Source organism: Arcicella rosea, from assembly GCF_040543805.1.
GTDB lineage: Bacteria > Bacteroidota > Bacteroidia > Cytophagales > Spirosomataceae > Arcicella > Arcicella rosea.
Genome location: NZ_JBEUMS010000012.1, coordinates 177,584 through 202,554, shown reverse-complemented (window position 1 = coordinate 202,554; position 24,971 = coordinate 177,584). Strand labels below are relative to the sequence as shown.

Annotated in this window: 22 protein-coding genes; 9 read left to right on the top strand and 13 right to left on the bottom strand. The window is 33.9% G+C overall.

Features of this window, described 5'->3' with window-relative positions:
* Positions 1-65: 65 nt before the first annotated feature.
* The 11 genes from ABID42_RS16265 to ABID42_RS16215 all read right to left on the bottom strand — a co-directional run bounded on the left by ABID42_RS16265 (position 66) and on the right by ABID42_RS16215 (position 12,586).
* Positions 66-1,145 carry an aminotransferase class V-fold PLP-dependent enzyme gene (locus tag ABID42_RS16265; RefSeq protein ID WP_367284563.1) on the bottom strand — a complete coding sequence of 360 codons (1,080 nt, stop codon included), beginning with the start codon at positions 1,143-1,145 and terminating at the stop codon, positions 66-68.
* Positions 1,138-1,791 carry a DUF4276 family protein gene (locus ABID42_RS16260; protein WP_367284562.1) on the bottom strand — a complete coding sequence of 218 codons (654 nt, stop codon included), beginning with the start codon at positions 1,789-1,791 and terminating at the stop codon, positions 1,138-1,140. Before ABID42_RS16260 ends, ABID42_RS16265 begins: the two co-directional genes overlap by 8 nt.
* On the bottom strand, positions 1,785-2,819 hold the full coding sequence (locus tag ABID42_RS16255) for an AAA family ATPase (protein ID WP_367284561.1): 1,035 nt from the start codon (positions 2,817-2,819) through the stop codon (positions 1,785-1,787). The genes ABID42_RS16260 and ABID42_RS16255 overlap by 7 nt, the downstream gene beginning before the upstream one ends.
* A 68-nt stretch (positions 2,820-2,887) precedes the next feature.
* Positions 2,888-4,801 carry a phosphoglycerate dehydrogenase gene (gene serA, locus ABID42_RS16250; RefSeq protein ID WP_367284560.1) on the bottom strand — a complete coding sequence of 638 codons (1,914 nt, stop codon included), beginning with the start codon at positions 4,799-4,801 and terminating at the stop codon, positions 2,888-2,890.
* A 49-nt stretch (positions 4,802-4,850) separates the two neighbouring features.
* Positions 4,851-5,819, bottom strand: a complete 969-nt coding sequence (locus ABID42_RS16245) for a YheT family hydrolase (RefSeq protein WP_367284559.1) — start codon at positions 5,817-5,819, stop codon at positions 4,851-4,853.
* 173 nt (positions 5,820-5,992) lie between these two features.
* Positions 5,993-7,339, bottom strand: coding sequence for a M20/M25/M40 family metallo-hydrolase (locus ABID42_RS16240; protein WP_367284558.1), 1,347 nt, complete (start codon positions 7,337-7,339; stop codon positions 5,993-5,995).
* Positions 7,340-7,521: 182 nt separating this feature from the next.
* Positions 7,522-8,643, bottom strand: a complete 1,122-nt coding sequence (locus ABID42_RS16235; RefSeq protein WP_367284557.1) for a hypothetical protein — start codon at positions 8,641-8,643, stop codon at positions 7,522-7,524.
* 174 nt (positions 8,644-8,817) lie between these two features.
* Entirely contained in the window at positions 8,818-10,023 is a 1,206-nt protein-coding gene (locus tag ABID42_RS16230) for a nitrogen regulation protein NR(II) (protein ID WP_367284556.1), read from the bottom strand.
* A gap of 428 nt (positions 10,024-10,451) precedes the next feature.
* Positions 10,452-10,907: a DinB family protein gene (locus ABID42_RS16225; RefSeq protein ID WP_367284555.1), complete on the bottom strand. Its 456-nt coding sequence runs from the start codon at positions 10,905-10,907 to the stop codon at positions 10,452-10,454.
* 1 nt (position 10,908) lies between these two features.
* A complete protein-coding gene (locus ABID42_RS16220; RefSeq protein WP_367284554.1) occupies positions 10,909-11,385 on the bottom strand; it encodes a nuclear transport factor 2 family protein in 477 nt (158 codons plus the stop codon).
* A gap of 106 nt (positions 11,386-11,491) precedes the next feature.
* Complete coding sequence (locus tag ABID42_RS16215; protein WP_367284553.1) at positions 11,492-12,586, bottom strand: Gfo/Idh/MocA family protein; 1,095 nt, start codon at positions 12,584-12,586, stop codon at positions 11,492-11,494.
* Between the two features lie 120 nt (positions 12,587-12,706).
* On the opposite strand from ABID42_RS16215, the gene ABID42_RS16210 reads away from it, so the two are divergent.
* From ABID42_RS16210 to ABID42_RS16195, 4 genes are all read left to right on the top strand, one after another.
* Entirely contained in the window at positions 12,707-13,585 is an 879-nt protein-coding gene (locus tag ABID42_RS16210; protein WP_367284552.1) for a ChaN family lipoprotein, read from the top strand.
* Between the two features lie 172 nt (positions 13,586-13,757).
* The gene (locus ABID42_RS16205; protein ID WP_367284551.1) at positions 13,758-14,327 is read left to right on the top strand and encodes a hypothetical protein; all 570 of its coding nucleotides are present in this window, start codon (positions 13,758-13,760) and stop codon (positions 14,325-14,327) included.
* Positions 14,328-14,339: 12 nt separating this feature from the next.
* Entirely contained in the window at positions 14,340-14,903 is a 564-nt protein-coding gene (locus ABID42_RS16200; protein ID WP_367284550.1) for a GNAT family N-acetyltransferase, read from the top strand.
* Positions 14,904-15,032: 129 nt separating this feature from the next.
* The gene (locus ABID42_RS16195) at positions 15,033-16,715 is read left to right on the top strand and encodes a DUF262 domain-containing protein (RefSeq protein WP_367284549.1); all 1,683 of its coding nucleotides are present in this window, start codon (positions 15,033-15,035) and stop codon (positions 16,713-16,715) included.
* Positions 16,716-16,768: 53 nt separating this feature from the next.
* On the opposite strand, the gene ABID42_RS16190 is transcribed toward ABID42_RS16195, so the two are convergent.
* Positions 16,769-17,293 carry a MepB family protein gene (locus tag ABID42_RS16190; RefSeq protein ID WP_367284548.1) on the bottom strand — a complete coding sequence of 175 codons (525 nt, stop codon included), beginning with the start codon at positions 17,291-17,293 and terminating at the stop codon, positions 16,769-16,771.
* Between the two features lie 304 nt (positions 17,294-17,597).
* On the opposite strand from ABID42_RS16190, the gene ABID42_RS16185 reads away from it, so the two are divergent.
* Positions 17,598-18,686, top strand: a complete 1,089-nt coding sequence (locus ABID42_RS16185) for a sensor histidine kinase (RefSeq protein ID WP_367284547.1) — start codon at positions 17,598-17,600, stop codon at positions 18,684-18,686.
* 56 nt (positions 18,687-18,742) lie between these two features.
* On the opposite strand, the gene ABID42_RS16180 is transcribed toward ABID42_RS16185, so the two are convergent.
* Positions 18,743-19,198, bottom strand: a complete 456-nt coding sequence (locus ABID42_RS16180; protein ID WP_367284546.1) for a hypothetical protein — start codon at positions 19,196-19,198, stop codon at positions 18,743-18,745.
* A gap of 318 nt (positions 19,199-19,516) precedes the next feature.
* On the opposite strand from ABID42_RS16180, the gene ABID42_RS16175 reads away from it, so the two are divergent.
* From ABID42_RS16175 to ABID42_RS16160, 4 genes are all read left to right on the top strand, one after another.
* Complete coding sequence (locus tag ABID42_RS16175; protein WP_367284545.1) at positions 19,517-20,851, top strand: rhamnogalacturonan acetylesterase; 1,335 nt, start codon at positions 19,517-19,519, stop codon at positions 20,849-20,851.
* 19 nt (positions 20,852-20,870) lie between these two features.
* On the top strand, positions 20,871-22,703 hold the full coding sequence (locus ABID42_RS16170; RefSeq protein WP_367284544.1) for a rhamnogalacturonan lyase: 1,833 nt from the start codon (positions 20,871-20,873) through the stop codon (positions 22,701-22,703).
* A 119-nt stretch (positions 22,704-22,822) separates the two neighbouring features.
* Positions 22,823-23,953, top strand: a complete 1,131-nt coding sequence (locus ABID42_RS16165; protein WP_367284543.1) for a glycoside hydrolase family 88/105 protein — start codon at positions 22,823-22,825, stop codon at positions 23,951-23,953.
* 111 nt (positions 23,954-24,064) lie between these two features.
* Positions 24,065-24,832 (top strand): rhamnogalacturonan acetylesterase, encoded by a 768-nt coding sequence (locus ABID42_RS16160; protein ID WP_367284542.1) that lies wholly within the window; start codon positions 24,065-24,067, stop codon positions 24,830-24,832.
* Positions 24,833-24,971: the final 139 nt, after the last annotated feature.

The window sequence follows — 24,971 nt, the reverse complement described above, 5'->3', positions numbered from 1 at the left end:
TACTGGATAACAAAAAATAAAGTCTTTGAATGATTAAATTTCAAAGACTTTAAGGCAATAACTATTTATTTTTTCATGACTTCAATCAAGGCTTCAACTTGTTCAACATTCACTGCTGCAAAGTTGGCAATGCGTAATTGTGAAGCTTTAAAGTCGCCATAACCTGAACCTAATATAAAGTTCGCTTCAGCTTGTACTTGTTTGATAATATCAGCTGCTGATTTTCCTTTTACATCTACCACTACAACTGTTTGAGAACGATGGTCTGGATTTTTAACGAAAATCTCTAAGTAATCAGATTTTTCAGCAAAGCTATAGAGTAATTTAGCTTTCTTTTCAGTCTCTTTTCTAATGGTTTCGATACCGATTTTATTCATGTCTTCGGCTACTTTACCTAACACATAAATCGCCATAACGTTTGGTGTCTCTGGTGTTTCGAATTTCTCGAAATTTTTGAATAAAGAAGGTAAATTATGATAAGTACCGATTTGATTTTCGTGCGTTTTCATACGGTTAGCTTTTTCCAACATTGCTGGATTGGCAATCCAACAGCCTAAACCTGCTGGCATTCCGAATGATTTTTGTACAGAAAAGAAAGCAGTATCAATGGTATTGAAATCTAAATCTGGATATGGCGCTGAAGAAACCATATCTACCGCCAAAAACTTATCTTTATTGGCACGTTTTAATTTATGAATCTCAGCGGGACGCATTTGCACACCCGAAGAAGTTTCGTTAGCAGTAGTACAAATTAATTCTGCATATTCAGGAACGGTGATTTCTGCATAATCAAAGCCTTCACCGAAAGGTTTTTCGTACTTATGAGCGTACTTATTTAATTCTTTCGAGAAATCGAAAAACTTCTTTGAAAACGAACCATTAACCAAATGGAAGCTTTCGTGTTCAACCGTATTTTGGATAATACGTTCCCAAATTTCAGTAGCAGAACCTGTAAAGAAAATTCCGTTTGATTCAGGAATGTTCATCAAAATACGCAATTGCTCAACAGTATGCTGATAAATACTACGAAACTGAGCTGAACGATGTGAGATTGAGCCTAATTGAAGCTCAAAAGCATCTCTATAATGTTGTTCTACAGTAGGAAATAATTCGGCCGGGCCGGGGGTGAAGTATGTTTTACGCATGTATGGTTAAATCGTTAATCTTGTTCAGTAAATTATTAACATCAGTAAATTGCTTTCTTAACTCATTAATATCAAGTTGCTCTATTAAAAGATATGAATTCTTTAATTTCCCGTATTTGACTTTCTTTATCTTCCCTCCTTTTTCATATTGAAAATATTCTTGTAAGAGTGAATTTAGTACTTTATCTGGCTTTTCAATACTTTCAGGCTTTATGCCATGAATCAGAGAAAACTCAGACATTGGACTTTTAATAATTCTTTCATATTGCTGACAAGTACGCTCAATAGCTTCTGGTTGAGAAAGAATCCATCCTTCCATCGCTTGAATCATAAAAAATACAGAATCCCTATACTCTTCCAGTTCATATTGTTTGATTCTTGTATCTCTTTGACTTTCATCTCCTTCCAAATCCAAAAGAACTAAAGTATTTGAGCTTACTCTTTTTTCAGATTTGATTGCTTTTAAAACACTGGTATAAGAACCCTTTATATCAATTTCAATACTTATATTATCAGCATTGTCTAAACCAGTAGATAATAATTGATGAAAACTCTCACGAAGTTTTTCACTATTATCAAAAGTATCGGCACTGTCATTACTGTTAGGATGAAGCCCACCTTCAACCAAAAGACTGATTTCTACCATCTTTTACCACCAATTTGACCTCTTAACCACATTTGTCCAGCTAAAAACTCTCCTTCCCAATCTGGAAAATCTTCTTCTGAAACCTTTTTTACAATCGTTTCATTCGCTTCATTTTTCTCAAAAATCATCAAATCTTCTAATTCAAAAGCATTTAATAATAATGGCGAATGTGTAGCAATAATCATTTGTGTGCCGTTTTCTGCGGCATACTTAATGCCTCTGGCAATACCATTAATCATATCAGGGTGTAAACCCATTTCTGGTTCATCAAGACAAATGACAGTTCCTCTTTTAGGATTATAAAAAATAGAAAGTAATAACAGATACCGTAACGTTCCATCAGAAATATGTTCAATAGTAATGGCTCTATCTAAATTTTTTTCTTTTAATGAAAGTAAACTTTTACCAGCAATAGGAGTAGTAAAAACAAGTTCCCTGAAATTTGAATTTATCTTTTTAAACTCTTCTACAAGTTTATCAAAAGCTTTTACTGAATTCCCATTCAAATAACTCAATAAAGCTGTCAGGTTTTTGCCGTCACTTAAAAGATTTTCCTCAGAGTAATAAGGTGAAAGTTGCCTTATTGAGCTTTCAAAAGACGTATCGAAGTAGTCATAGATTTCTATTTTTTGCAATATTTCCTCAGTAAATTCGATAGCGTTATCACTTATAATTACGTCGTAAGAGCTTCCAATTTTTTTTATCATAAAATCAATATGGAAATCATTTTCAACGAAATCGTTAATTAAGTTCTTGACAACATTTATATCAAATTCATAACGTATGTGAATTTGAGAAGCATCAGGATTTATAAAATTACAAGCCCCAGAAAAGCCTCCCCATTTTTGCAGAAATAACTTTTCAAATTCACCTGCAGTCAAATAAGCCTTCAACAAACGTAGCACCTTAATGAAATTTGATTTTCCTGTTCCGTTGACTCCTACAAGAACATTGGTATCAGCATTCAATTCGATGGTTTGTTCAGTGCCAAAGCTAAAGAAATTTTGAATCGTTATTTTCTTAATCATGCTTTATTGATGGGTATAAATAATTTGTGCCACTTTACGTGGCACAAATATAAGCTGTTTTCAGAATCTTAATACAACATTCTAAACTTAATCGTATTATCAATTCCTTTTAATTCTTCGATGATTTCGTCGGCATATTCTTTTGAAATATCTGTAATTACATAACCGATTTCGGTAGTAGTTTTCAAATATTGTCCTTGAATATTGACGTTGTATTTGGCAAAAATATTATTGATTTTCGCTAAAATTCCCGGCACGTTTTGGTGAATATGCAATAAACGGTGTGCATTTTCTAAAGCTGGCAATTGCAATTCTGGGAAGTTTACAGAACCGTAAGTACTTCCGTTGTTCATGAATTGTAATAATTTACTTGGTACAAATTCACCGATATTTGCCTGAGCTTCTTCTGTAGAACCTCCCACGTGTGGTGTCAAAATTACTCTTGGTAAACCACGTAATTCATTAATAAATGCTTCGTCGTTCGTTTTAGGTTCATAAGGGAAAACGTCAACTGCTGCTCCCCAAACTTTTCCAGATTTCAAGGCATTCACCAACGCTGGAATTTCAACTACATGTCCACGAGAAAGGTTAATGAAAATTACGTTGTCTTTCATCATTTCAAATTCTTTCTCTCCGATGATATTCGCATTTGTTTTACGACCATCCACGTGCATTGAAATAAAATCTGAAATATTCAAAAGTTCTTCTAAAGTCTTACATTTTTTAGCATTTCCCAAAGCTAATTTATCAACCGCATCATAGAAATACACTTGCATACCCATTGCTTCTGCAATTACAGAAAGTTGCGTACCAATACTTCCATAACCTACCAAACCAAGTTTTTTACCTCTGATTTCGTAAGAATTTTTAGCAGATTTGTCCCAAACTCCTTCGTGCATTTTGTTTGATTTCGTCAACAAATCACGAGTAAGGATAATCATTTCGCCAATTGCCATTTCAACAACTGAACGAGTATTTGAATATGGAGCATTGAAAACGGCGATACCACGACGCTCGCATTCATCCAAATTAATTTGGTTTGTTCCAATACAGAAAGCGCCAACCGTCATCAAACGACTAGCATTTGGATGTTCTAATACTCTTTTGGTTAAGTTTGTTTTAGAACGTAAACCTAAAATTGAAACACCTTTGATTTTCTCAATTAATTCATCTTCATCTAAAGCACCTTTCAATAATTCTACTTGAAAACCTTCAATTTTAAAAGCTTCAACAGCTTTCGGGTGAACGTTTTCTAATAAAAGTACTTTGATTTTAGATTTTGGGTAAGATTGAGAACGAGTCAAACCATTGATGTATAAAAACTCATCAAAAGAAGCTACTACTTCATCCGCTTTATCTGTTACTTTTTGACGTTCTACGTTTTCAGTAAAAGCGAAAAATTTAGATGCTAAACCAGCTTCACGCATTTCATAATCTGTGTAGCCATCACCAATGGCATAGATTTCACCTTCAAATTTTAATGCTTCAAGCAATTTCACTTTGCCTTTATCTTGCGATAAAAGATTGTTGGTATCATAACCCGTAATATTTCCATCAGCATCATAAGTGAAAGTATTGGCATATACATTTTCAGCTAAAATACCGATTTGAGAAGCTACAGGAACGATAAAATCTTTAAAGCCTGAAGAAACAATATAAATATTAGCAGCGTTTTCACGAATGAAAGTTTCGTTTCTAAGGAATGAATTAGAGATTTTCCCTTTTAAAAATTCTATCAAAGTAGCTACGTGGTCGCTGTTAGCAGGCAAAAGTTCTACTCTTGCTTTCAAGGACTCTGCAAAACCAATTTCTCCAGCCATGCCTTTATCGGTAATGGCTTTGATTTCTCCTACAATTTTATCTTGGTCTTTATGACCAGTCAAAGCAATTGCAGCTAATTCATCTAATCCTTCCACTTTTGTGAAGGTACTGTCAAAATCAATGACGTAATTTATTTTTTGTTCGACTGTTTTGGTAATCATATTGTCCTTAACTACCGATTTTGGGCAGTTTATCTTGATTGTTTTAAATCTAATTATTACTTATCCACGCTAAAGCTCTTTTTTCAGACCATAAAATTCCTTGGTAATTATCTTGGTAAAATCCACAATGTCCGCCATTTTCAGGAGCTTGGAAAAATACTTGTTCTAAAGAATTTACTTTTTCAAAAGGGAAACATGCCTTTGATAAAAAAGGGTCATTCTGAGCATTAATAATTAATGTTGGAATCTGGATTTTGTCCAAGAAGTATAAGGAACTATTACGCTCGTAATAGTCTTCTGCGTCTTGGAAACCATGTAGTTGTGAAGTGTAACAATCATCGAAATCTTTTAAAGTCTTGATTTTCGAGATGTTAGAAGTTTGTATTTGCTCTGGAAAAAGCTTTGCTTTCGCCAGAATTTTCTTTTTCAAGGAATCATTAAATCGTTTGGTGTAAAGCCATCCGATTGTCTGACTACTGCTTGAGAGGTGCAAAGGTACAGAAAATGTAACTGCTTTCTTGATTTTTGAAGACAGATTTTCTGATTGTTCGCCCAAATATTTCAAGGTAAGATTTCCTCCTAAACTAAAACCAACTAAATATATTTGTTGATAATCTTTTGAAATAGCATGTTTTACAACCAAATCAAGGTCGTCTGTAGCGCCACTATGGTAAAATCTAGTAGTTCTATTTAATTCTCCTGAACAACTTCTGAAATTCCAGGCCAAGCAATCAAAACCATTTTTGGTAAAGATTTGGACCATTCCCATCATGTATTGTCTTGAAGAATCGCCTTCTAAACCATGTGATAAAATGACAAGTTTTTTGTTGTCCTTATCAATTTCAGGATTAGCTTTTGCCCAATCCAAATCCAAGAAATCGTTGTCGGGAGTAATAATTCTTTCACGCAGATAGTTTACAGTTTTAATTTTACGAAAAACTGAAGGAAAAATAGTCTGAGAATGACCATTTGGTAGCCAAAAAGGAGCTTGATAATCAGCGTGTTTAATGATTGGCATAAATTTCAAAATTATCCCTTGAAATTACATTGAATCTTTGAAAGGTTTAATAATAATAGCTAAAATAAATATTTATTCATGGAATATTTATAAAATCAACAAAAAAATCTCCTTTTCCAAAATTGTTTAAAATCTTGAAAAAGGAGATTCATTGTTATTCTCTATGCAAAAAATTACATCCCAACCTTTGGTAATACTGGCAAACTCTCATTACCATCTTCGCCTACTGCCTGAACAGCAAAAAAGTAATGATCTTTTGAATAAGGTAAATTGATGCCATTTTTAGTCGTAAAGATTTTTTTCTGCCAGAACGGCTGATACGTTTCACGAATCAATACATAATAACCTTTTACTTTGCCAGATTTTGGCGTTTGCCAGAAAAGCGTTGTTGAATTCGTCAAGTTTTTAGTATCAATCGTCAAATTCTGAACCGTTGCTGGTGCTTTTGCTAAATTGGAAAGTGTTGCTAGATTCATCGCAGTATTTTTTCTCAAGTATTCAAAATCCATAAATTCTGGAAAATCTCCGTATTGAATTCCTTTTTCTGTACGTAAATCTTGATGCTGATGTTCAAAATTTTCATTCATTTCAGTTACTCTTACCGCCGCAAAACCACGATTTACAAATGGAGTATGGTCGCCTCCACGCAAAAATCTATCATTACGATAAACCATTACTACTTCTAAGTTATCAACATAACGTTCGCCTACTTCTTTCGCATAACGAGCTAATTGTCGAGCTTTTCCATCATTTTCTTGTCCTAAATTGCGGATACTTCCTGCCTTTTTATCCAATTCAAAAGCGGGTAACCCTTCACTAAAAATTCTGACACGAGTATTATCTATAATACGAGTATCATGACTATTATTTGAACCTACAATATCATTATTCATAATGGCTTCGATATTCCACTTTTCATCTAATGCTTTTTGTGCTAAATAATCGGCACCTAAAAGTCCTTGTTCTTCACCACTTACGACCAAGAAAATAATGGTTGCAGAAAATTTAGCTTTAGACATTACTCTTGCCAGCTCAATAACTGTCGCAGTTCCCGAACCGTCGTCGTTTGCACCGGGCGCATCTGATTCTCGATTCATCACATTGGAAACTCGGCTATCAATATGTCCAGAAACTAAAAATATTCTATCATCATTTGGGTCAGTACCTTTCAAAATTCCCATGACATTACCCATATCTTGGTCTTTGTCAACTCGTTTACCATCTGGTTTCAAAACCCAAGAATCTATTTTAGCAGTCATTCTACCTTCAGATTGTTTGGCAAATTCTTGAAAACGGCTCAAAACCCAATTTCTAGCCGCACCAATTCCTCTTTTGGGTTCGGTTGTTGTACTTAGCGTATGACGTGTACCAAAACTTACTAATTTATTGATATGCGATTTTAAACTATCAGCATTTACTTCTGAAACCAATTGTTCGATGATGGGATCACGCTGAATAATTTTCTGTGCAGAGACTTGAAAACCCATTAGCGTGAATAAAATAAAAGTAGCCTTTTTCATATTGATGAAAATTTAATTTTAGTGTTTGATGAAGTTTGAAGTTACAAATTATGCTCGACAAAAATCTATTCCTAGAAAGAGTTTTCGCTGAGAAGATTACTTTTTGGGTGCAAACCTGATAAATTAAGTTCATAAAAAAAGCCTCCGCTTGGGGCGAAGGCTTCTAACATCATGAATTTTAATTAATATTTGTAAAGCGTTTTAATCTTGAACAAGTGTGTATTGCTGGTATAAGTTTTAAAGCTTTTTTCAAACTCTGTCGGATAGCCATTGGTATCGTACTTGTATTCAAATTTATACGCAATGTTGGATGGAATACTTCCAGAAAACACTTTGTCTTGCTTAATATTATTGTTTTTTGAGAGGTTCGTCAAAAACAAACTGTATAAATTCATTTGTGCATAAGGATTGATATTTGAGTCGTATTCATACTTCCCACTTTCTTCGCCAGAAGTACCCGTTGCGATGTCTTCAATAATATTTCCATTTTTATACTTGATGGTATAATTCATTTTATTGCCATTATCGAAAGAATATTCGGCTAGAATGTTTTCTACATCATTTGTTATTACATACTTAAAAGTAGCGTTAACAGTTTGTCCATATTTTGTTTCTTTGATAGTTGCTATTTTTCCATTAGCAGTATAAGTAAGTACTGAAGTACCAAAAGATTTATTTTCAGCATCAAAATATGCTACTTTATTCAACAAACCAGCTTCATAACTATAAACCATTTTGAAAGAAAATTTCAAGTCATTCGTCGAGTTCTCTGCTTGAAAATAGTCTATTTGTTTCACCAAACCGTTTTCGTTATATAAATAATTTACTTTAGAATAAGGTCTTGTTACTCCGCCAGCTTCCATAAAGCTTTCTTCAGCGCTCAATTGTTTTTGATTACTTTTTCCTCCGAAACTAATCACATCTCCTTCTTTGATTTGCTCTTTTGTAAACGTCAATTGTTCAGTAATTCCCCATTTTTGAAATTTAAACTGGAATTTCTGATGAGTTTTCACCAAATACACTTTGTTGTTGTTTGCGCTAATACTTATTTCTTTTTCGTGAGCAACATTGTTTTTATCCCAAGAAATAACCGTGATGTTGGTCGAAGCACTATCGTAAACGATGCTACCAACTTCCATTTTCACATTAATACTTACCGCAAAAACACTGTCGGATGGAACATTTGTATTCGGATTGGAACTGTCTTCGGGTTTTGAAAGAGCATCTAGCTCATTTTTTTGACAGGAACTAAAAATCAGGGCAAATGAGAACATTGCCATTAACAGAAATGAAAACTTCTTCATGATAGATTTTGAAAGATTAAGAGGATAAACATTTAAAAGCAATCCATTGGTTAAAAAATATTCCTCTCCTGTTCAGTCAAGAACAAGATGATTTCAACTATAGACGATAATCTTTGGGGAAAGGTTGGAAAGGAAGATGTTTTTTTCTCTTGTTAGTCAATCAAAATTGATGATTTATTTTTTGTAAACGTAATAGGCTTCTCGTACAATGTCTTTGATAATAACATCAAGACGATTGGCTTCTGCACCTAATTGTTCGATAAAAGCATTACGCTCTTCTTCTGTAATTTGATAATCTTTATCCAATAAGATTTTGCTAAAGCCTAAAATATTAGCGAGTGGACTTCTTACTAAATGAGATTGTTCCCAAGCAATTTTTTTAAGAATGGATACTTGTTCTTCACTTTTAATTTCAGCTTTTTTCATTTCATCAATGTTGGTAGCATTGAAGGTAACACCAATGATTTTTGAATGTGTATCATACACGGGGAAAAATCTAAATTTAAACCAAACCATTTGGTCATTAAGTGCTAGTGCTGTTTCCTTAATTGTGATTTTTCCATTAAGTGCATCGTTAAAAGAGATGTAAAAATATTCCTGAGTACTTGGCAGAATAAAAGGTTTGAAATCGTCCCCCACTTTCAATTTCTTTTTATGAAATGCAGCAATATCTTCCTCTGCCGATTTATTAAAATTGACAATTTTTAGGTCAGGGCTGATGAAAATATTGGTATCAGTGGAACTATCCAAAATGGCTAGCAATTTACTTTCAGAACTTTCCAGTTCGTCAATCGTTTTGAGGAGTTCTTTTTCGATGGGCTGATAAACATAAATTACTTTGGCAGCAATGATAAAAATGGAAAGAATGGCTAACAGGATTTCTATGATAATGACAAACTGTTGTTCTTTCTCCAATTCATTTTCAAGTGTTTTCACGACTTGATTCATTTGATTCAGAAAATCTTCTTGGTTCTGGCTGATTGCTCGAAGACTTTTTAAATCAATTTTTAATTTAGTTTTCAGAAGTTGATTAATCAAGCCAATTTTTTGAGAAAGCCCCAATAGTACAAGTCGTGCTTGTTCATTTTCGATGGCATGAATCCCTAAAGATTTGTTTCCATTCAATAATGAAAAATGTATTGTTTCCCAATCTTTGTATGTTTTCTCTAGTTGTTTATGAGCTAATTCTTCATTCAGTAATTTTATAAATCCTAAGTTTAACTGCTGGCTTAATACAATTTGTTGAACTGACAGTTTTATAATTTTTATGCTTTCATGCTTTTTATTTAACCAAAATTGAATAAATAGTTGATTAACTGTCAATACCAAAACAGCCAACAATACTCCTACAACGTATTTATTTTTAAGTTTATATTTCATGAATTTTAGTGATGACACTTATGTGTTAGGCTTTTTGGTCGCTAAAAATCATTTATAATTCTTTCTAATTGACAACAAGAATCAAAACTTTGGACAACAAAGTTCTCCAATCAACCTGTTTTTTCAACTATAAATAATACTTAACGCCACAATATCTAAAAAAAATAGCATAAAACTTACTGACTTGATTCTATTTCTTAAAAGTTTTTATTAAACGGTCATTTAATAAAAAAATCGTTGCAAACATTAAATATTTATTGAGTAAAATCTCTAAAAAATTAACCTAGGAAAAGATTATATAAAATCGTTATTTGTAAAAGATGGGAAGTAATCTGAGAAGCGAAATAATAGTCTGAGCGAAGAAACACAATTTGTAAGATTTACTGCTGATATTACTTAAATTATACCAGCAGTATTACTTTCAACACTTAAAGGATTTGTTTTAAATGATGGTCGAGATGACGAATATAATCTTTTGCCACAAATTCAAGCGTTACTAAATCTTGCCCCAACATCGGTGTAGTGGCATTACTCCAATTGGTGATGGTTTGGTAATTTTCTTTGGGTAAATTCAATAATATTCTTGCAAAATGCTTATTCAACAATACCCACATTTGTACTAAATCTTTAGTATCATAATGTTGATAATCTGCCGCTTTTACCCATTCGTTTTGTCGGTAAACGATATGGGCATTTTCTTCGTATTGTCCAACTACCATTCTACGAATATTACTTTGTGCAGAGTCAATCAAATGCCCTAAAATTTCTTTTTTAGACCATTTTTCTGGACTTGCTTTTAATGCTAAATCAGCTTCCGAACACTCAGAAAAGTACTTTTCTACAGTAATAATTCTGTTTTGTAATTGTGCAATTACTTCTTCCATTTTATTGATATTCTGGATATTTGGCAATGAATTTTTTAAGATTCCCCATGGCTCTTTCTCTTACTTGTTTTTTCAAGAAAGGCGTCCAACCCAAGAGTTTTCCAATCATTCCTAATGATTGCGATGACCAGCGGTAAAAGCTAAATTTATCTCGATGCGTCAGGATTTTTCCATCTTTAAAGGTAAAAGTAGCGTCGATAATATTATGAACCTTATTACCCGATTGCGAGAAAGTGTACCAAGCTTCCCAGTGTGCTTTACCAGTGGTTTCGTCAGCTTCTACATCTGAATATTCAACGATGGTACTTGCTCCTACACCACAAAGCATTCGCCACATAGCAGGAATTTCTTTGCCTTTCAAATCAAAAGCTTCGTCTTTAAAAGTAGCTTCTGGATGATAGCATTCTCCCATCGTTTTGAAGTCTTTTACCTTAAAAGCTTCATAAAAAGTATGGATCAATTTTTCGTTTGTGTTCATGGTTATTTTAGCTTTGAGCTATGAGCCTTGAGCTATGAGTTTTTAGTATTGAGCTATGAGATTTAGATTGTCAAATAAAAAGCTCGTGGCTCACTGCTTAAAGCTATCAGCTAACTTTAACTTCCTTCCCAGTTTTAGCCGCTTTAAAAATGGCTTCAATCAATTTCATATCTTTTAAACCTTCTTCACCCGGAGTGATGTTGGGTTTGTTATTAATAATACAATCACAAATGCCGTCCAATTCAAGTACTTGGTGATAAACAATTGGCAATTTCATTTCTCCTTTTGATGTTTTTCCTTTCAAAGGACCATAATCATAGGCTGGCGACATTTCTAAATTCCCATTTTCATAGCCAACATATAAACGTTGCAAACCGCTATTATAAGTAGTAGTATGATTTGAAACCGCTCCACTCGGAAATTTCATTTGCCAGAAAAGCGTTTCTTCAATGCCAGGCAAATAAATATCTGGACGAGTTTTCACCGTTTGTGCCGTTACTGAAATCGGCTCTTCGCCAGTGGCATAACGAGCAGCATTGAGGGCATAAATTCCAACATCCATCATTGGTCCACCGCCCGAAAGTTTTGGATTTAATCGCCAAGCTTTTAAATCACGCAAAGGAAAACCAAAACTTGCTTCTACAAAAGTAACCTTGCCAAAGTCTTTATCTTTTGCCAAACGCATTACTTCGTTGGTAAATGGTTCATAATGTAAACGATAACCAATGGCTAATTGAACATTGGCAGCTTTGCAAGCGGCAATCATTTCTTCGGCTTCTTTTACCGAAACTGCCATTGGTTTTTCACAAATGACGTGCTTTCCAGCTTTCGCTGCCCGAATCGTAAACTCGTGATGCATTGAGTTTGGCAAAACCACATAAACGACATCAATGTCTGGATTATCGGCAATTTGGTCAAAATTTTGATAATTATAGATGTTTTTGTCTGGAAGATTGTACTTTTTCTTCCAAGTTTCAGCTTTAGATGGTGTTCCAGTAACGATTCCCACCAAGTGGCAATTAGCAGTTTTCTCTAAAGCTGGCGCTAACTGATAAGTAGCATAATAGCCCAAACCAACCAAAGCTATACCCAGTTTTTTCTCGGGAGCAAAAGCCGCATTCGTTTGTAAAGATGAAAGCATAGGAACTGTAAGCGAAGTAGCCGCAAAAGTTTTTAGAAAATCTCTTCTTGTGTTTTTCATAGTTAATCAACAATTAAAAGGGTTTTATTGTAATTTCGATACGATTATGCTTTCAATAATCAGGTTTCGGCTGTCAGATTTAAAATTCACTAACAATAAATTCATCCAACAAAAACCATTATGAAAACCTACTTATTTGCTCTTATTGTACTACTTTTTACTTGTTCATTGTCATCCGACAAGCCAGCTTATTTGTTGTACAACAAGCATTTAAAAGAAACTTCTTATCAAAAAATGCTGAAAGAATTGGCAGAAGCTGATATTATTTTCTTTGGTGAATTACATGATAATTCTTTAAATCATTGGCTTGAATTACAGGTTACTAAGGATTTATTTAAAGAGAAAAAAGAGAAATTGGTATTGGGTGCAGAAATGTTCGAAGCCGATAATCAAACCGTTGTGAATGAGTACTTAAAGGGTTTCATCACCGCCAAACAATTTGAAACCGAAGCAAAAGTATGGCAAAATTATCAAACAGATTATAAACCTTTATTGGATTTTGCCTTAAAAAATAAATTGAATTTTGTGGCAACTAATATCCCTCGTCGCTATGCAAGTATGGTTTCGAAAGGAGGTTTGGAGGCACTGAATCAATTATCAGATGATGCAAAAAAGAATATTGCTCCACTACCGATTGAAGTCGACCTAACTTTACCAGCATACTCCGAAATGATGAAAATGGGCGGAATGCACGGAAGTGGTGGAACAAGTATTTCTGCGGAGAATATTACCAAAGCCCAAATTATTAAAGATGCTACGATGGCAAATTTTATTTTGAAGAATTGGCAACAAGAACAGTGTTTTTTACATTATAATGGAAGCTATCACTCAAATAACTTTGAAGGCATCGTTTGGCATTTAAAAAGAAAAAATCCAGCGTTGAAAATTGTAACGATTAACACCATCGAAGCCAGCGATATTGAAAAGCCAAGCGAAAAAGCTAAAAACTCAGCGGATTTCATTTTTGTGATTCCAGATGATATGACGAAAAGCTATTGAACTAATTATGAGTTTTGAATTATGAATTATGAATTATGAATTATGAATGACAACTTTGAGATGTCGGATTTCAGTTCAAATCAATCACTAATTCACAACTCACTAACTCACAATTTAAAAATCAATCACTAAATCACAACCGCAGCGGCGGACCGCTCACTAATTCACAATTATGCAAGACATAGAACCATTTTATAATTGGGAGAATTTGTATGTGGCTTCAAAAGACCCACGTTCGCCTTTTTATGAGCGTCTCTATAATACTTCTTATTACGAACATGATATTTATGGATACTTCATTCATCCATTTTGGGATGAATTTGAGTCGGAGACGTTGTACTGTAAAATACTTTTTTGTGATTACGAACAACGATTTGTGATTATTGAAATGTTTGGCGAATGGAATGATACTTTGCACAACGATATTATGTGGTTTAAGCGAAATGTTATCGACCATCTCGTCAACCAAGGAGTCAATCAGTTTATTTTGGTGGGCGAAAATGTGTTGAATTTCCACGGAAGTCACGAAGATGATTATTATGCTGAATGGTTTGAAGAAGTAGAAGACGGCTGGATAGCAGCCTGTAATTTTAGAGATTTCGTTCAACAAGAATGGACAAAATTTAGGTTAGATTATTACCTCAATTTCGGTGGAACTTTAGACGTTGTGAATTGGCGAGTATTAGCTCCACGACAATTTTATGAAGTAATAAAAGCATTAATGACAAGACGATTAAATTAAATATTCCTTACAATGAGCGTAATTTTCACAACGGTTAGTACAGACGACGAAATCTGGCAATTATTAGATTTACAACAAAAAAACTTACCTAGAAATATTTCAGAAGAAGTAGCCAACGATCAAGGCTTCGTTACGGTGGTTCATAATTTTGATTTACTTTCTCGCATGAATGCGGCTTATCCACAAATTATTGCCAAAGATGGAGATAAAGTAGTTGGTTATGCTTTAGTAATGCCCGAAAGTTTCAGAAACGATGTGCCAGTACTTACAGCGATGTTTACGATGCTGGATGAATTGGAGTACGAAGGGAAATTAGTGAAAGATTATCGCTATTATGCGATGGGACAAATTTGCGTTGCAGAAGGCTATCGTGGACAAGGACTTTTTGATGGACTTTACGCCAAACACAAAACTGAATTATCAGATAAATTTGACCTTTGTATTACCGAAATTGCTAAAAGAAATACACGTTCTTTGGCGGCACATAAAAGAGTAGGTTTTGAAATCATCCACGAATATTTCGATACAACTCATCCAGAACTTTGGGAAGTTGTACTTTGGGATTTTAGGAAATAAATACTATTTACTGTAAACTTTTCTTATCAATTTCTCTCTCAGTAATTGATTTTAACGAAATTACCTTTATAAATTGCTACTTTAAAGATTACAAGCAAAAAGAGTGCAAAGTATTAAATATTAATAATCATGAAAGGAATTCAAGATACTTCCAGTAAAACTTATCGTCAATTAATGGGCAATGGTTTAAGGTATGAAATTCCAAAATTTCAGAGAGATTATACTTGGGAGTCGGAACAATGGGACGATTTATGGCAAGATATAAAATCACTTTTAATGAATGAAGAAAGTGAACACTATATGGGCTATCTGGTACTTCAGACTTCAAATAATAAAAACTTTCTCATTATAGATGGGCAACAGCGATTGACAACATTGAGTATTTTAATATTAGCAACTTTAAAATGTTTGAAAGACTTAGTTGAAAGTGGAGTTGATGCAGAGAAAAATCATAGACGTAAAGAAAATCTTCAAAATAGTTATATCGGTTACGTTGACCCTGTAACACTTATATCAAATAACAAGCTTAAATTAAATAGAAACAGTGAAGATTATTATAAGCAACATTTAGTTCTTTTAAGGGATTTACCCCTGAGAAATACAAATTCCTCTGAAAAGCACATGAGAGAGTGTTTAATGTGGTATTATGATAAAATTAAAAAGGATTTTAAAACAGGCGAAGAGTTAGCTGCATTTATAGACAACATTGTAGATAAGTTATTCTTCACTGTTATTGAGGTAACTGACCAGATAAATGCGTTTAAAGTATTTGAAACGTTAAATGCCAGAGGTGTACAACTTTCCTCTTCTGATTTATTAAAAAACTACCTTTTTTCCGTTGTAGATGAAACAAATCCCCATATTTCTGAAATAGAAGAATTAGAAAATATTTGGAATAGTATTGTAGGGAAATTAGGCGAACAAAAGTTTGAAGACTACCTTAGATACTATTGGAATAGTGAAAATAAAACTGTAGGAAAGAAGAATCTTTTCAAATCAATAAAAATAAATATTTCAACTAAAGAGAAAGTATTTGCTTTGGTTAGAAACCTACGTGATACTGCTGATATTTATATTGCAATTCAGAATCCAGATGACGTAACTTGGAATACAAATATTGAAATCAGAGAGTCTTTGAGAGAATTGAAGTTATTCCAGATTAGACAAACAAATTCATTGTTGATGGCTGGCTATAAAAATCTTGATACGAATGCTTTCAAAAAATTAGTAAAAACTTGTTCAATTATATCATTCAGGTACAATATTATTGGTGGATTAAATCCAAATGCTCAGGAGGAAGTTTATAACTCAATTGCACTAAAAATAAATGTCAATAAGCAATTTTCAGTACAAGATTTCCAATCAATATACATTTCAGATATAAATTTTGAAAATGATTTCTCCACTAAAGAGTTTAAAAATACAAGTCGTAATCATAAAATTGTAAAATATATTTTATCTAAAATAGAAGGGTATAAATATCAAAATGAAATAAGTCCTGAAAGCGATTTATATACAATAGAACATATTTTGCCTGAAAGTGCTGATGAATCGTGGGGAATGAGTCAAGAATCTATAAATCGTTCTGTATTTAGAATTGGTAATTTAACATTATTAGAAAAGAAGTTGAACAAAGGTGCTGATGTACTAAGGTATTCCGATAAAGCCGATTTCTTCAACAAGAGTAATAGCAGAATTACAAACTCTCTGTCTGAAAATTATGAATCATGGAGTGAGGAGAAAATTTCAGCGAGACAACGGGACTTGGCAAAAGATGCTAAATCAATTTGGAGAATTCAAGAACTTAGATGATTAGAAAATAGAATTAGTTGGTTCCTATGTACAGCCAACTAATTCTGAATATTTTACTTTCCAAAATAAACTTTCGCTCGAGGTAAATCCACGGCTCCATCTTCTGGAATCTCTAAAAAATACATCAATTGCCATTGCTGAGTTTTTTGAGCTTGCTTGCTATTGGCATCATCCCAAGGTGGATATACTCTGATGGCTCTTTTCCCTTCTTTTCTTTCATCAGAAATTACTCCTTTTTCATAAAGTACAGCTTTCGGAAAGATAAATTGTCCAAAATGATTGCCTTTTCTGGTACTGATGATAAAAAAATCTATCTCGTCATCCAATCTAAAAGGTTCAATAATTCCCTGCTTATTTCTTTTCCATAAAGTAACAAATTGTCCTGTTTTTGTGGGTGTAATTTTAGCGATTCGATACTTGATATTTAAATCATCTAACTTAAAATCACAAGCGCCATATTCAGCACTTTCAAGTTCTGAAACAGGTTCAGAACATTTGAATCCACATGGTTCATAAAGTAATTTTTTCGCAAGGTTCAATTCATTTAGTAGAAAAGGTTTTAATTTATGAGTTTCCATATTTAACAAAGATTGTCATTTTTTACTAGTTGATTGGTAAATTTTGTACGAGATTCTATCATAATCGATAGTAAAAGTTGCGTTTTAGTTTTCATTAAAATGATGAAAGTTATAAAAAAATATGACTTTACTCTTGGTTGTTTCTTACTATTCTAGCTAACTATGATAAATTTATATTCTTCGTTTAAGACAAAATAATCATCATATATTTACATCATAAAAACGACAATGCTTTATACTAAACCAATAGCCTTTATATGATAAGATACTTTAAAAGAAACAAAGATTACAAAAACACAAATCTATGTTAACACAAGATTATTCTAAGCATTTAGCAAATACCGTTGCTGATCATATTTCAGCAATGTTAGCCTACTGGGATAAAAATTTAATTTGCCGTTTTGCCAATGTTTCTTACTTAGAATGGTTTGGACAAAAACACGAGGACATGGTAAATAAAATGGCTTTACCAGAGCTATTAGGTTCTTTGTTTGAAAAGAACCTTCCCTATATTACAGAAGTATTAAAAGGGAATGTACAAACTTTTGAGCGTGAAATTCCACATTCTTCGGGTAAAATACGACATTCATTAGCAAGTTATTATCCAGACATTGCTGATGATGGAGAAGTAAAAGGTTTTTTTGTTCATGTAGCTGATGTTTCGCCCATCAAGAAATTGGAAAAAGAATTGATGTTGACCAACGAAACCATTAATCAGCAAAACAAGCGATTATTAAATTTTGCCAACATTATATCGCATAATCTCAAGTCATATTCTGGGAATCTTTCTTCTGTGCTTGATTTACTTACATTGGCAGAAACAGAGTCAGAAAGAAACGAATTGATTAATTATCTACAAAGTATAGCTAAAGGCTTTGGTTCTACCGTAAATCATTTGAATGAAATCGTAAAAGCGCAAAACCAAGTCAATATTAAGTCCGAACAAATCAATCTACATGATTATGTCGAACAAACAGTCGATACTTTAAGAATGCAGATAGCATCAAGTCATTCCACAATAATCAATATTATAGAAAAAGATGTTACTTTATTTGTAAACCCTGCTTATATCGAAAGTATTTTATTGAACTTTTTGACGAACGCTATTAAGTACGGTTTTGAAGGGAGACCACCTATTATAGAATTATCTTGCTGTTGTCAAGAAGACAAAATAATGTTAATCATTAAAGATAATGGTCGAGGAATTGATTTGAAAAAACACGGCGATAAGCTATTTGGAATGTATAAAACTTTTCACGGAAATCCAGATGCACAAGGTATAGGCTTGTTTATCACCAAATATCAAATAGAAACAATGGGAGGAAGCGTTGAAGTAGAAAGCGAAGAAAATATAGGAACTACTTTTAAGATTTATTTTAAATCTACCGAGTAAAAGTACTTGTCATCAATTATTGATTGAACCCAAAAAACAATTGATGACAAAGAAAGTTATTCTTTAATTCTAATGTATTTTTCTATAATAACTCTATCCACTCCTAGTTTCTCTACTTTCTCTACTCCTTTTTGAATCAAAGTATCATTTTGGATTTTTACAGTAAAAGTAAATTTATTATTCTCCCAGTTTTTGTCAACAAAGTACTCCAAATTTTCAGTATAAACACTGTCCACTAAAGTGTATTCTCCACCACCTGCTATAAATGGTGCTGTACTTGTTGAATCTTTCTGAGCACTAATATCATGGCTCATAAAAGCAAAATGTGTTGGATTGATAATCTTAATCATTTTCACTTTTGAATTAAAAGTCGAAAACGAAGTGTCCTTTTCAATCGTTTCTGCAGAAACCAATTGCCAAGTACCGATAATCGGAAGGCTTTCTTCTTTGCTTTTACAAGCAAACATTGCTGAAAACGACAGCATTAACATAAGTTTAGTTTTAAGTTTCATAGTTTATTGTTTTTTACAAAGGTGAAATTAATCTTTTAAACCTGTAGCTTGTGCTATACAGATTAATGGAAAAGTAAACATTTTACTCTTTTTGTTTGGAAGAAGTAAGAAGAGAAATGCCTGATTTTAGATTTAGAATTTGTAGCTATTTTCCTAAATTCTACGAAAATTTACTCCGTGAGAGCACAGGAGAGTTTCGGGCAGGTCTTACACTTTATTTGTATTATAAATTATAAAAGATAAGATAGACTTATTTTAATACAAATAATTCTTTTTTTATTGGATTTTATATATAATTCAAATTTTATAACTCTCAAAATGAATCATCTCAAAGCATCATTATTTGGTACTGTTATCTCACTGTGTTCATTCAAATCCTTTTCTCAAGCTACAACAGACTTTAAATTTGACTTTGGGTCGGGAAAAGTTGCTAAAGGATATACACAAGTTTTGCCAACATCCGTTTACAGCAAAGAAAAAGGCTTTGGTTTTTTACCGAATGCTCAAATCGTTTCAGAAACAAGGAAAGGTAAAAATGCTTTAACCTCAGATTTCTGTACAAGTACTCAACCTTTCTTTTTTACGGTAGATATTCCTGAAGGAAATTACGATGTAAAATTGCTTTTGGGTGATACAAAAGGTACTTCAACCACCACGGTGAAAGTTGAAAACCGCAGATTGATGTTAGAAAAAGTAATTACTGCTGATGGAGAAATTGTCACGAAAGAATTTACCGTTAACGTAAGAACGCCCAATATTAACGCTACCGAAAAAGTAAAATTAAAACCTAGAGAATTGGCTTACTTGCATTGGGATAATCAACTAACTTTTGAATTTAATGATGCTAGTCCAAAAATTTGCGGATTGGAAATCACCAAAGCAAGCGATAAAACGGTTACTGTTTTTTTAGCAGGAAATTCTACCGTAGTTGATCAAGCCATAGAACCTTTTGCAGCTTGGGGGCAAATGATTCCTAGATTCTTCAAAGCAAAAAACGTGGTTTTTGCCAATTATGCAGAGTCAGGCGAAACCATTAAAAGCTTTGCTGGAGCAAAACGTTTGGATAAAGTAATGAGTCTCATCAAAGCGGGCGATTATTTCTTTATTGAGTTTGCTCACAACGACCAAAAAGCTGGAACTGGGATTGAAGCCAACACGACTTACAAAGAATATTTGAAATCTTATATTCAGCAAACAAAAGAAAAAGGTGCAATTCCCGTTTTGGTGACGTCGATGCTTAGAAGACACTTCAATGCTGAAGGTAAAATCAACAATTCTTTAGGAGAATTTCCAGAAGCAATGCGACAAGTAGCCAAAGAAGAAAACGTTGCTTTGATAGATTTGAATGCTATGAGCAAAGTACTTTTTGAAACAATGGGACCGCAAAAATCAATGAAAGCTTTTGTTCATTATGATGCCAATACTTTTCCTGAACAAACAAAAGCCATTCACGACGATACACATTTTAGTAATTACGGTGCTTATGAATTGGCAAAATGTATTGTAGAAGGCATTAAACAAGCAAAATTAGGTATCGCTAATGATTTACTGGATAGTTTGCCAAGTTTCGATCCAGCCAATCCAGACGATGAAGCGAGCTTTAATTTTCCACACAGTCCACTTGTGAATGTTGTTAAACCAGACGGAAACTAAGATGCTAACTCAGACTAAAATGAAATCAAGTATTTATAAAAGTATCATTATGTTGTGTGTGTTATCGTTTCAGGTTTCAGCACAAAGATTAATGGAAAACCTCAACAGAGGTATTATCGCTATCAACCAAGGCGGAGGAAAAGTATTTGTCAGTTGGCGTTTATTAGGTACAGAACCAGTCGATACAAAATTTAATTTATACAGAACCACTGGTAAAGCTAATCCTGTAAAATTGAACAAAGAAGCCCTAACAAAAGGAACCAACTTTGTGGATGAAAAAGTAGATACGACACAAGTAAATACTTATTTCGTAAAAACGGTTTCAGGAAAAATAGAAGGCAAGGCAAGTGAATCTTTTACCTTAGCTGCTAATTCACCCGCAAGAAATTATCTTTCTATTCCTTTACAAACACCAGAAAAATATACACCAAATGATGTTTCTGTAGGTGATTTAGATGGTGATGGCGTTTATGAAATCATTGTTCATCAAACTGGTATCGGAAAAGATAATTCTCAAAAAGGTATTACAGATGAACCAATTTTTGAGGCTTATAAACTAGACGGCACTTTATTGTGGAGAATCAATTTGGGCAAAAATATCCGGGAAGGAGCGCATTATACACAATTCATGGTTTATGACCTTGATGGCGATGGCAAAGCAGAATTTGCTTGCAAAACCGCTGATGGTACGACCGACGGCAAAGGCAAAGTAATTGGTGATGCCAAAGCTGATTATAGAAATGCTGATGGAAAAATTTTAGATGGTCCAGAATTCTTTACCATTTTTGATGGCTTGACGGGTGCAGCTTTAGCAACTACCGATTATATTCCTGCAAGAGGTGACCTTGGTGGCTGGGGCGGAAAAGGTGGAAATGGAGGAAATGATAGATCTGGAAATCGTAGCGACCGTTTTTTAGCTTGTGTGGCTTATTTAGATGGAAAATTACCTAGTGTAATTATGTGTAGAGGTTATTATGGTAGAACTGTTTTAGCCGCTTGGGATTGGTGTGGAGGTAAATTGTCTTCTCGTTGGGTCTTTGATTCAAAAGATGGAGAGAATCCATTTTCTGGACAAGGTTATCATAATTTAACCGTTGCCGATGTGGATGCTGATGGCAAAGATGAAATTGTGTATGGTTCGATGGTGGTTGATGATAATGGAAAAGGATTATTTACAACGGGTTTGCGTCATGGTGATGCTTTGCATGTTTCTGATTTAGACCCTTCTCGTCCGGGATTAGAAGTATTTGGTGTTCATGAAATTGAAGAAAAAACCGAAGGGCCAGGAGCTGCTTTGTACGATGCCAAAACGGGAGAAATTATCTGGAGAAAAAATGAAGGACAAGATGCTGGTCGTGGAGTAGCAGAAGATATTGACCCAAGCAATGAAGGAGCAGAAATGTGGTGGTCGGGTTCAGGAGGATTGTTTAATGCTAAAGGTGATAGAATTGGGGATAATCCTAGTTCAACCAATTTTGTAATCTGGTGGGATGGCGATTTAAGTCGTGAATTATTAGATGGAAATCATATCGACAAGTATAAAGTTGGAAGATTGTTCACCGCTGAGAATTGTTCTTCCAATAATGGCACAAAATCAACTCCAGCACTCAGCGCAGATTTATTTGGCGATTGGCGTGAAGAAGTAATTTTCAAAACAAATGATAAAAAGGAATTACGAATTTTTTCAACAACAATTCCAACTGAACATCGTTTGCCAACATTAATGCACGACCCTCAGTACAGACTAAGTATCGCTTGGCAAAATGTTGGTTACAACCAACCTCCGCATACAAGTTACTTTTTAGGAACAGGCATGAAAACTCCACCCAAAGCTAATATAATAGTGAAGTAGTTAGTAAGTTGTGGATTGAGAATGGCAACAATTCGATATTTTATCGTTCATTAAGCTTTTACTAATTCACAAAACAATCACTAAATCACTAATTCACTCATTCACAATTAAATTTAAAAATGAAAAAAAACATCACAATGGTATGGCTTATCGCTTTGGTAAGTATTGTACAAATTCACGCTCAGGGACTTCCGAAAAAGAAAGAGCTTTTAAAAGGATTAACAGCTGCAAATGATTATTTCATGACAAAATGGGCTGATGTTTCTGCACCCATCGTTCGTCCAGATAAAACTCGTCCAAGTAATATTTGGACACGTGGCGTTTATTATGAAGGATTAATGGCTCTTTATAGCGTTGATAAACAAAAACGTTATTACGATTATGCCGTTGCTTGGGGCGAAGCGCATAAATGGGGTTTGCGCAATGGCATCAAAACTCGTAATGCCGATGACCAATGCTGTGGACAAACTTATTTGGATTTGTATTTGATTGACCCAAAACCAGAAAGAATTCGTGACATCAAAGCATCAATTGATAGCATGGTGAATAGCACTAAGAAAGACGATTGGTCGTGGGTAGATGCCTTGCAAATGGCAATGCCTGTGTTCGCTCGTTTGGGGGTGATGTACAAAGATGACCGTTATTACGAAAAAATGTATGAGATGTACATGCACACAAAAACCATCCATGGCGACAAAGGTTTGTATAATCCAGCAGAAGGACTTTGGTGGAGAGATAAAGATTTTGATCCGCCTTATAAAACACCCGCTGGCAAAAACTGTTACTGGTCACGTGGAGATGGTTGGGTTGTCGCTGCTTTGGTGAAAGTATTAGAAATTATGCCGAAAAACGCTCCTCATCGTGAAGAATATGAAAAAACATATCTTGAAATGATGAAAGCTTTGCCTCCATTACAACGTCAGGATGGTTTTTGGAACGTAAGTTTAATGGATGAAACAGAGTTTGGCGGCAAAGAATTAACAGGAACAGCCTTATTTACTTATGGTATGGCTTGGGGAGTAAATCATGGTTTATTAAACAAAAAACAATACTTACCCATTATTTCAAAAGCTACCAATGCGATGTTGAAAGACTGTGTTCAACCAAATGGTTTCTTGGGTTATGTGCAAGGAACAGGCAAAGAACCAAAAGATGGTCAACCATTGAGCGTTGATAAACAACCAGATTTTGAAGATTTCGGTTTAGGCTGTTTCTTATTAGCTGGTGCTGAAGTTTTGAAAATGAAGTAAACTAAGTATAGCATTTTTAGGAAAAATTTTGAAGTTTGAAAAACTTAATGTTTCAATTATTATTCTAAAAATGGATACGGATAACAATTAACGGATAACAGATAACAAAGTATGAAACACATTCTAATTTTATCAAGTATTATTTTTCTTTCTTTTACCTTCTTTAAAAAACAGAAACCTACGTTGTATATCATTGGTGATTCAACCGTGAGAAATGGCTCTGGTAAAGGTTCTGATGGACAATGGGGTTGGGGAAGTGTAATCCAAGATTATTTTGACACGACCAAAGTGCATATCGAAAACCATGCAATCGGTGGAAGAAGTAGCCGTACTTTCTTAACGGAAGGTCGTTGGGATAAAATCATGGCTAATCTTAAAAAGGGAGATTATGTAATGATTCAATTCGGACATAATGATGGCGGTGCTTTGAACGACAGTACTCGTGCCAGAGGAAGTATCAAAGGAACGGGTGAAGAAACTCAAGAAATTGATAACATGATGACAAAAAAACATGAAACCGTTCACACTTATGGTTGGTACATGCGTAAATACATCAACGAAACCAAAGAAAAAGGTGCTACCGCCATCGTTTTCTCGCCAGTACCACGCAATGTTTGGAAAGGAGGAAAAATTCCAAGAGATACTTATGGTAAATGGGCCGCTGAAACCGCACAAACTACTGGAGCTTTCTTTGTTGATTTAAACGAATTAGTTTCGGTAAAATATGAGCAATCGGACGAAGCAACTTTAAAGAAAAACTACTTCCCAATCGACCATACACATACCAATTACGAAGGTGCAAAAGTAAATGCCATCACGGTAGTAGAAGGATTGAAAGGAGTAAAAAAATGTAAACTGAATAAATTCCTGAAAAAGTAAATCGGATTATAAAAGTTAATAGCTGATACCTCATTGTTATGAAAATGACAATGAGGTATTTTTTTGTCTTCCTAAAAAGAATCTACCCTTATTGTATCATTCTGATACATTTTTATATTATTTTTGAAATGGAAGTTAA

Excerpts from the sequence above, each read along its gene's own strand:
- ABID42_RS16230 (WP_367284556.1), bottom strand. The coding sequence starts at position 10,023 with ATGAAATATAAACTTAAAAATAAATACGTTGTAGGAGTATTGTTGGCT.
- ABID42_RS16260 (WP_367284562.1), bottom strand. The coding sequence starts at position 1,791 with ATGGTAGAAATCAGTCTTTTGGTTGAAGGTGGGCTTCATCCTAACAGT.
- ABID42_RS16245 (WP_367284559.1), bottom strand. The coding sequence starts at position 5,819 with ATGCCAATCATTAAACACGCTGATTATCAAGCTCCTTTTTGGCTACCA.
- ABID42_RS16205 (WP_367284551.1), top strand. The coding sequence starts at position 13,758 with ATGCAAGACATAGAACCATTTTATAATTGGGAGAATTTGTATGTGGCT.
- ABID42_RS16195 (WP_367284549.1), top strand. The coding sequence starts at position 15,033 with ATGAAAGGAATTCAAGATACTTCCAGTAAAACTTATCGTCAATTAATG.
- ABID42_RS16160 (WP_367284542.1), top strand. The coding sequence starts at position 24,065 with ATGAAACACATTCTAATTTTATCAAGTATTATTTTTCTTTCTTTTACC.
- ABID42_RS16215 (WP_367284553.1), bottom strand. The coding sequence starts at position 12,586 with ATGAAAAACACAAGAAGAGATTTTCTAAAAACTTTTGCGGCTACTTCG.
- ABID42_RS16185 (WP_367284547.1), top strand. The coding sequence starts at position 17,598 with ATGTTAACACAAGATTATTCTAAGCATTTAGCAAATACCGTTGCTGAT.
- ABID42_RS16175 (WP_367284545.1), top strand. The coding sequence starts at position 19,517 with ATGAATCATCTCAAAGCATCATTATTTGGTACTGTTATCTCACTGTGT.
- ABID42_RS16200 (WP_367284550.1), top strand. The coding sequence starts at position 14,340 with ATGAGCGTAATTTTCACAACGGTTAGTACAGACGACGAAATCTGGCAA.
- ABID42_RS16225 (WP_367284555.1), bottom strand. The coding sequence starts at position 10,907 with ATGGAAGAAGTAATTGCACAATTACAAAACAGAATTATTACTGTAGAA.
- ABID42_RS16190 (WP_367284548.1), bottom strand. The coding sequence starts at position 17,293 with ATGGAAACTCATAAATTAAAACCTTTTCTACTAAATGAATTGAACCTT.
- ABID42_RS16210 (WP_367284552.1), top strand. The coding sequence starts at position 12,707 with ATGAAAACCTACTTATTTGCTCTTATTGTACTACTTTTTACTTGTTCA.
- ABID42_RS16220 (WP_367284554.1), bottom strand. The coding sequence starts at position 11,385 with ATGAACACAAACGAAAAATTGATCCATACTTTTTATGAAGCTTTTAAG.
- ABID42_RS16265 (WP_367284563.1), bottom strand. The coding sequence starts at position 1,145 with ATGCGTAAAACATACTTCACCCCCGGCCCGGCCGAATTATTTCCTACT.
- ABID42_RS16180 (WP_367284546.1), bottom strand. The coding sequence starts at position 19,198 with ATGAAACTTAAAACTAAACTTATGTTAATGCTGTCGTTTTCAGCAATG.
- ABID42_RS16240 (WP_367284558.1), bottom strand. The coding sequence starts at position 7,339 with ATGAAAAAGGCTACTTTTATTTTATTCACGCTAATGGGTTTTCAAGTC.
- ABID42_RS16255 (WP_367284561.1), bottom strand. The coding sequence starts at position 2,819 with ATGATTAAGAAAATAACGATTCAAAATTTCTTTAGCTTTGGCACTGAA.
- serA (WP_367284560.1), bottom strand. The coding sequence starts at position 4,801 with ATGATTACCAAAACAGTCGAACAAAAAATAAATTACGTCATTGATTTT.
- ABID42_RS16235 (WP_367284557.1), bottom strand. The coding sequence starts at position 8,643 with ATGAAGAAGTTTTCATTTCTGTTAATGGCAATGTTCTCATTTGCCCTG.
- ABID42_RS16170 (WP_367284544.1), top strand. The coding sequence starts at position 20,871 with ATGAAATCAAGTATTTATAAAAGTATCATTATGTTGTGTGTGTTATCG.
- ABID42_RS16165 (WP_367284543.1), top strand. The coding sequence starts at position 22,823 with ATGAAAAAAAACATCACAATGGTATGGCTTATCGCTTTGGTAAGTATT.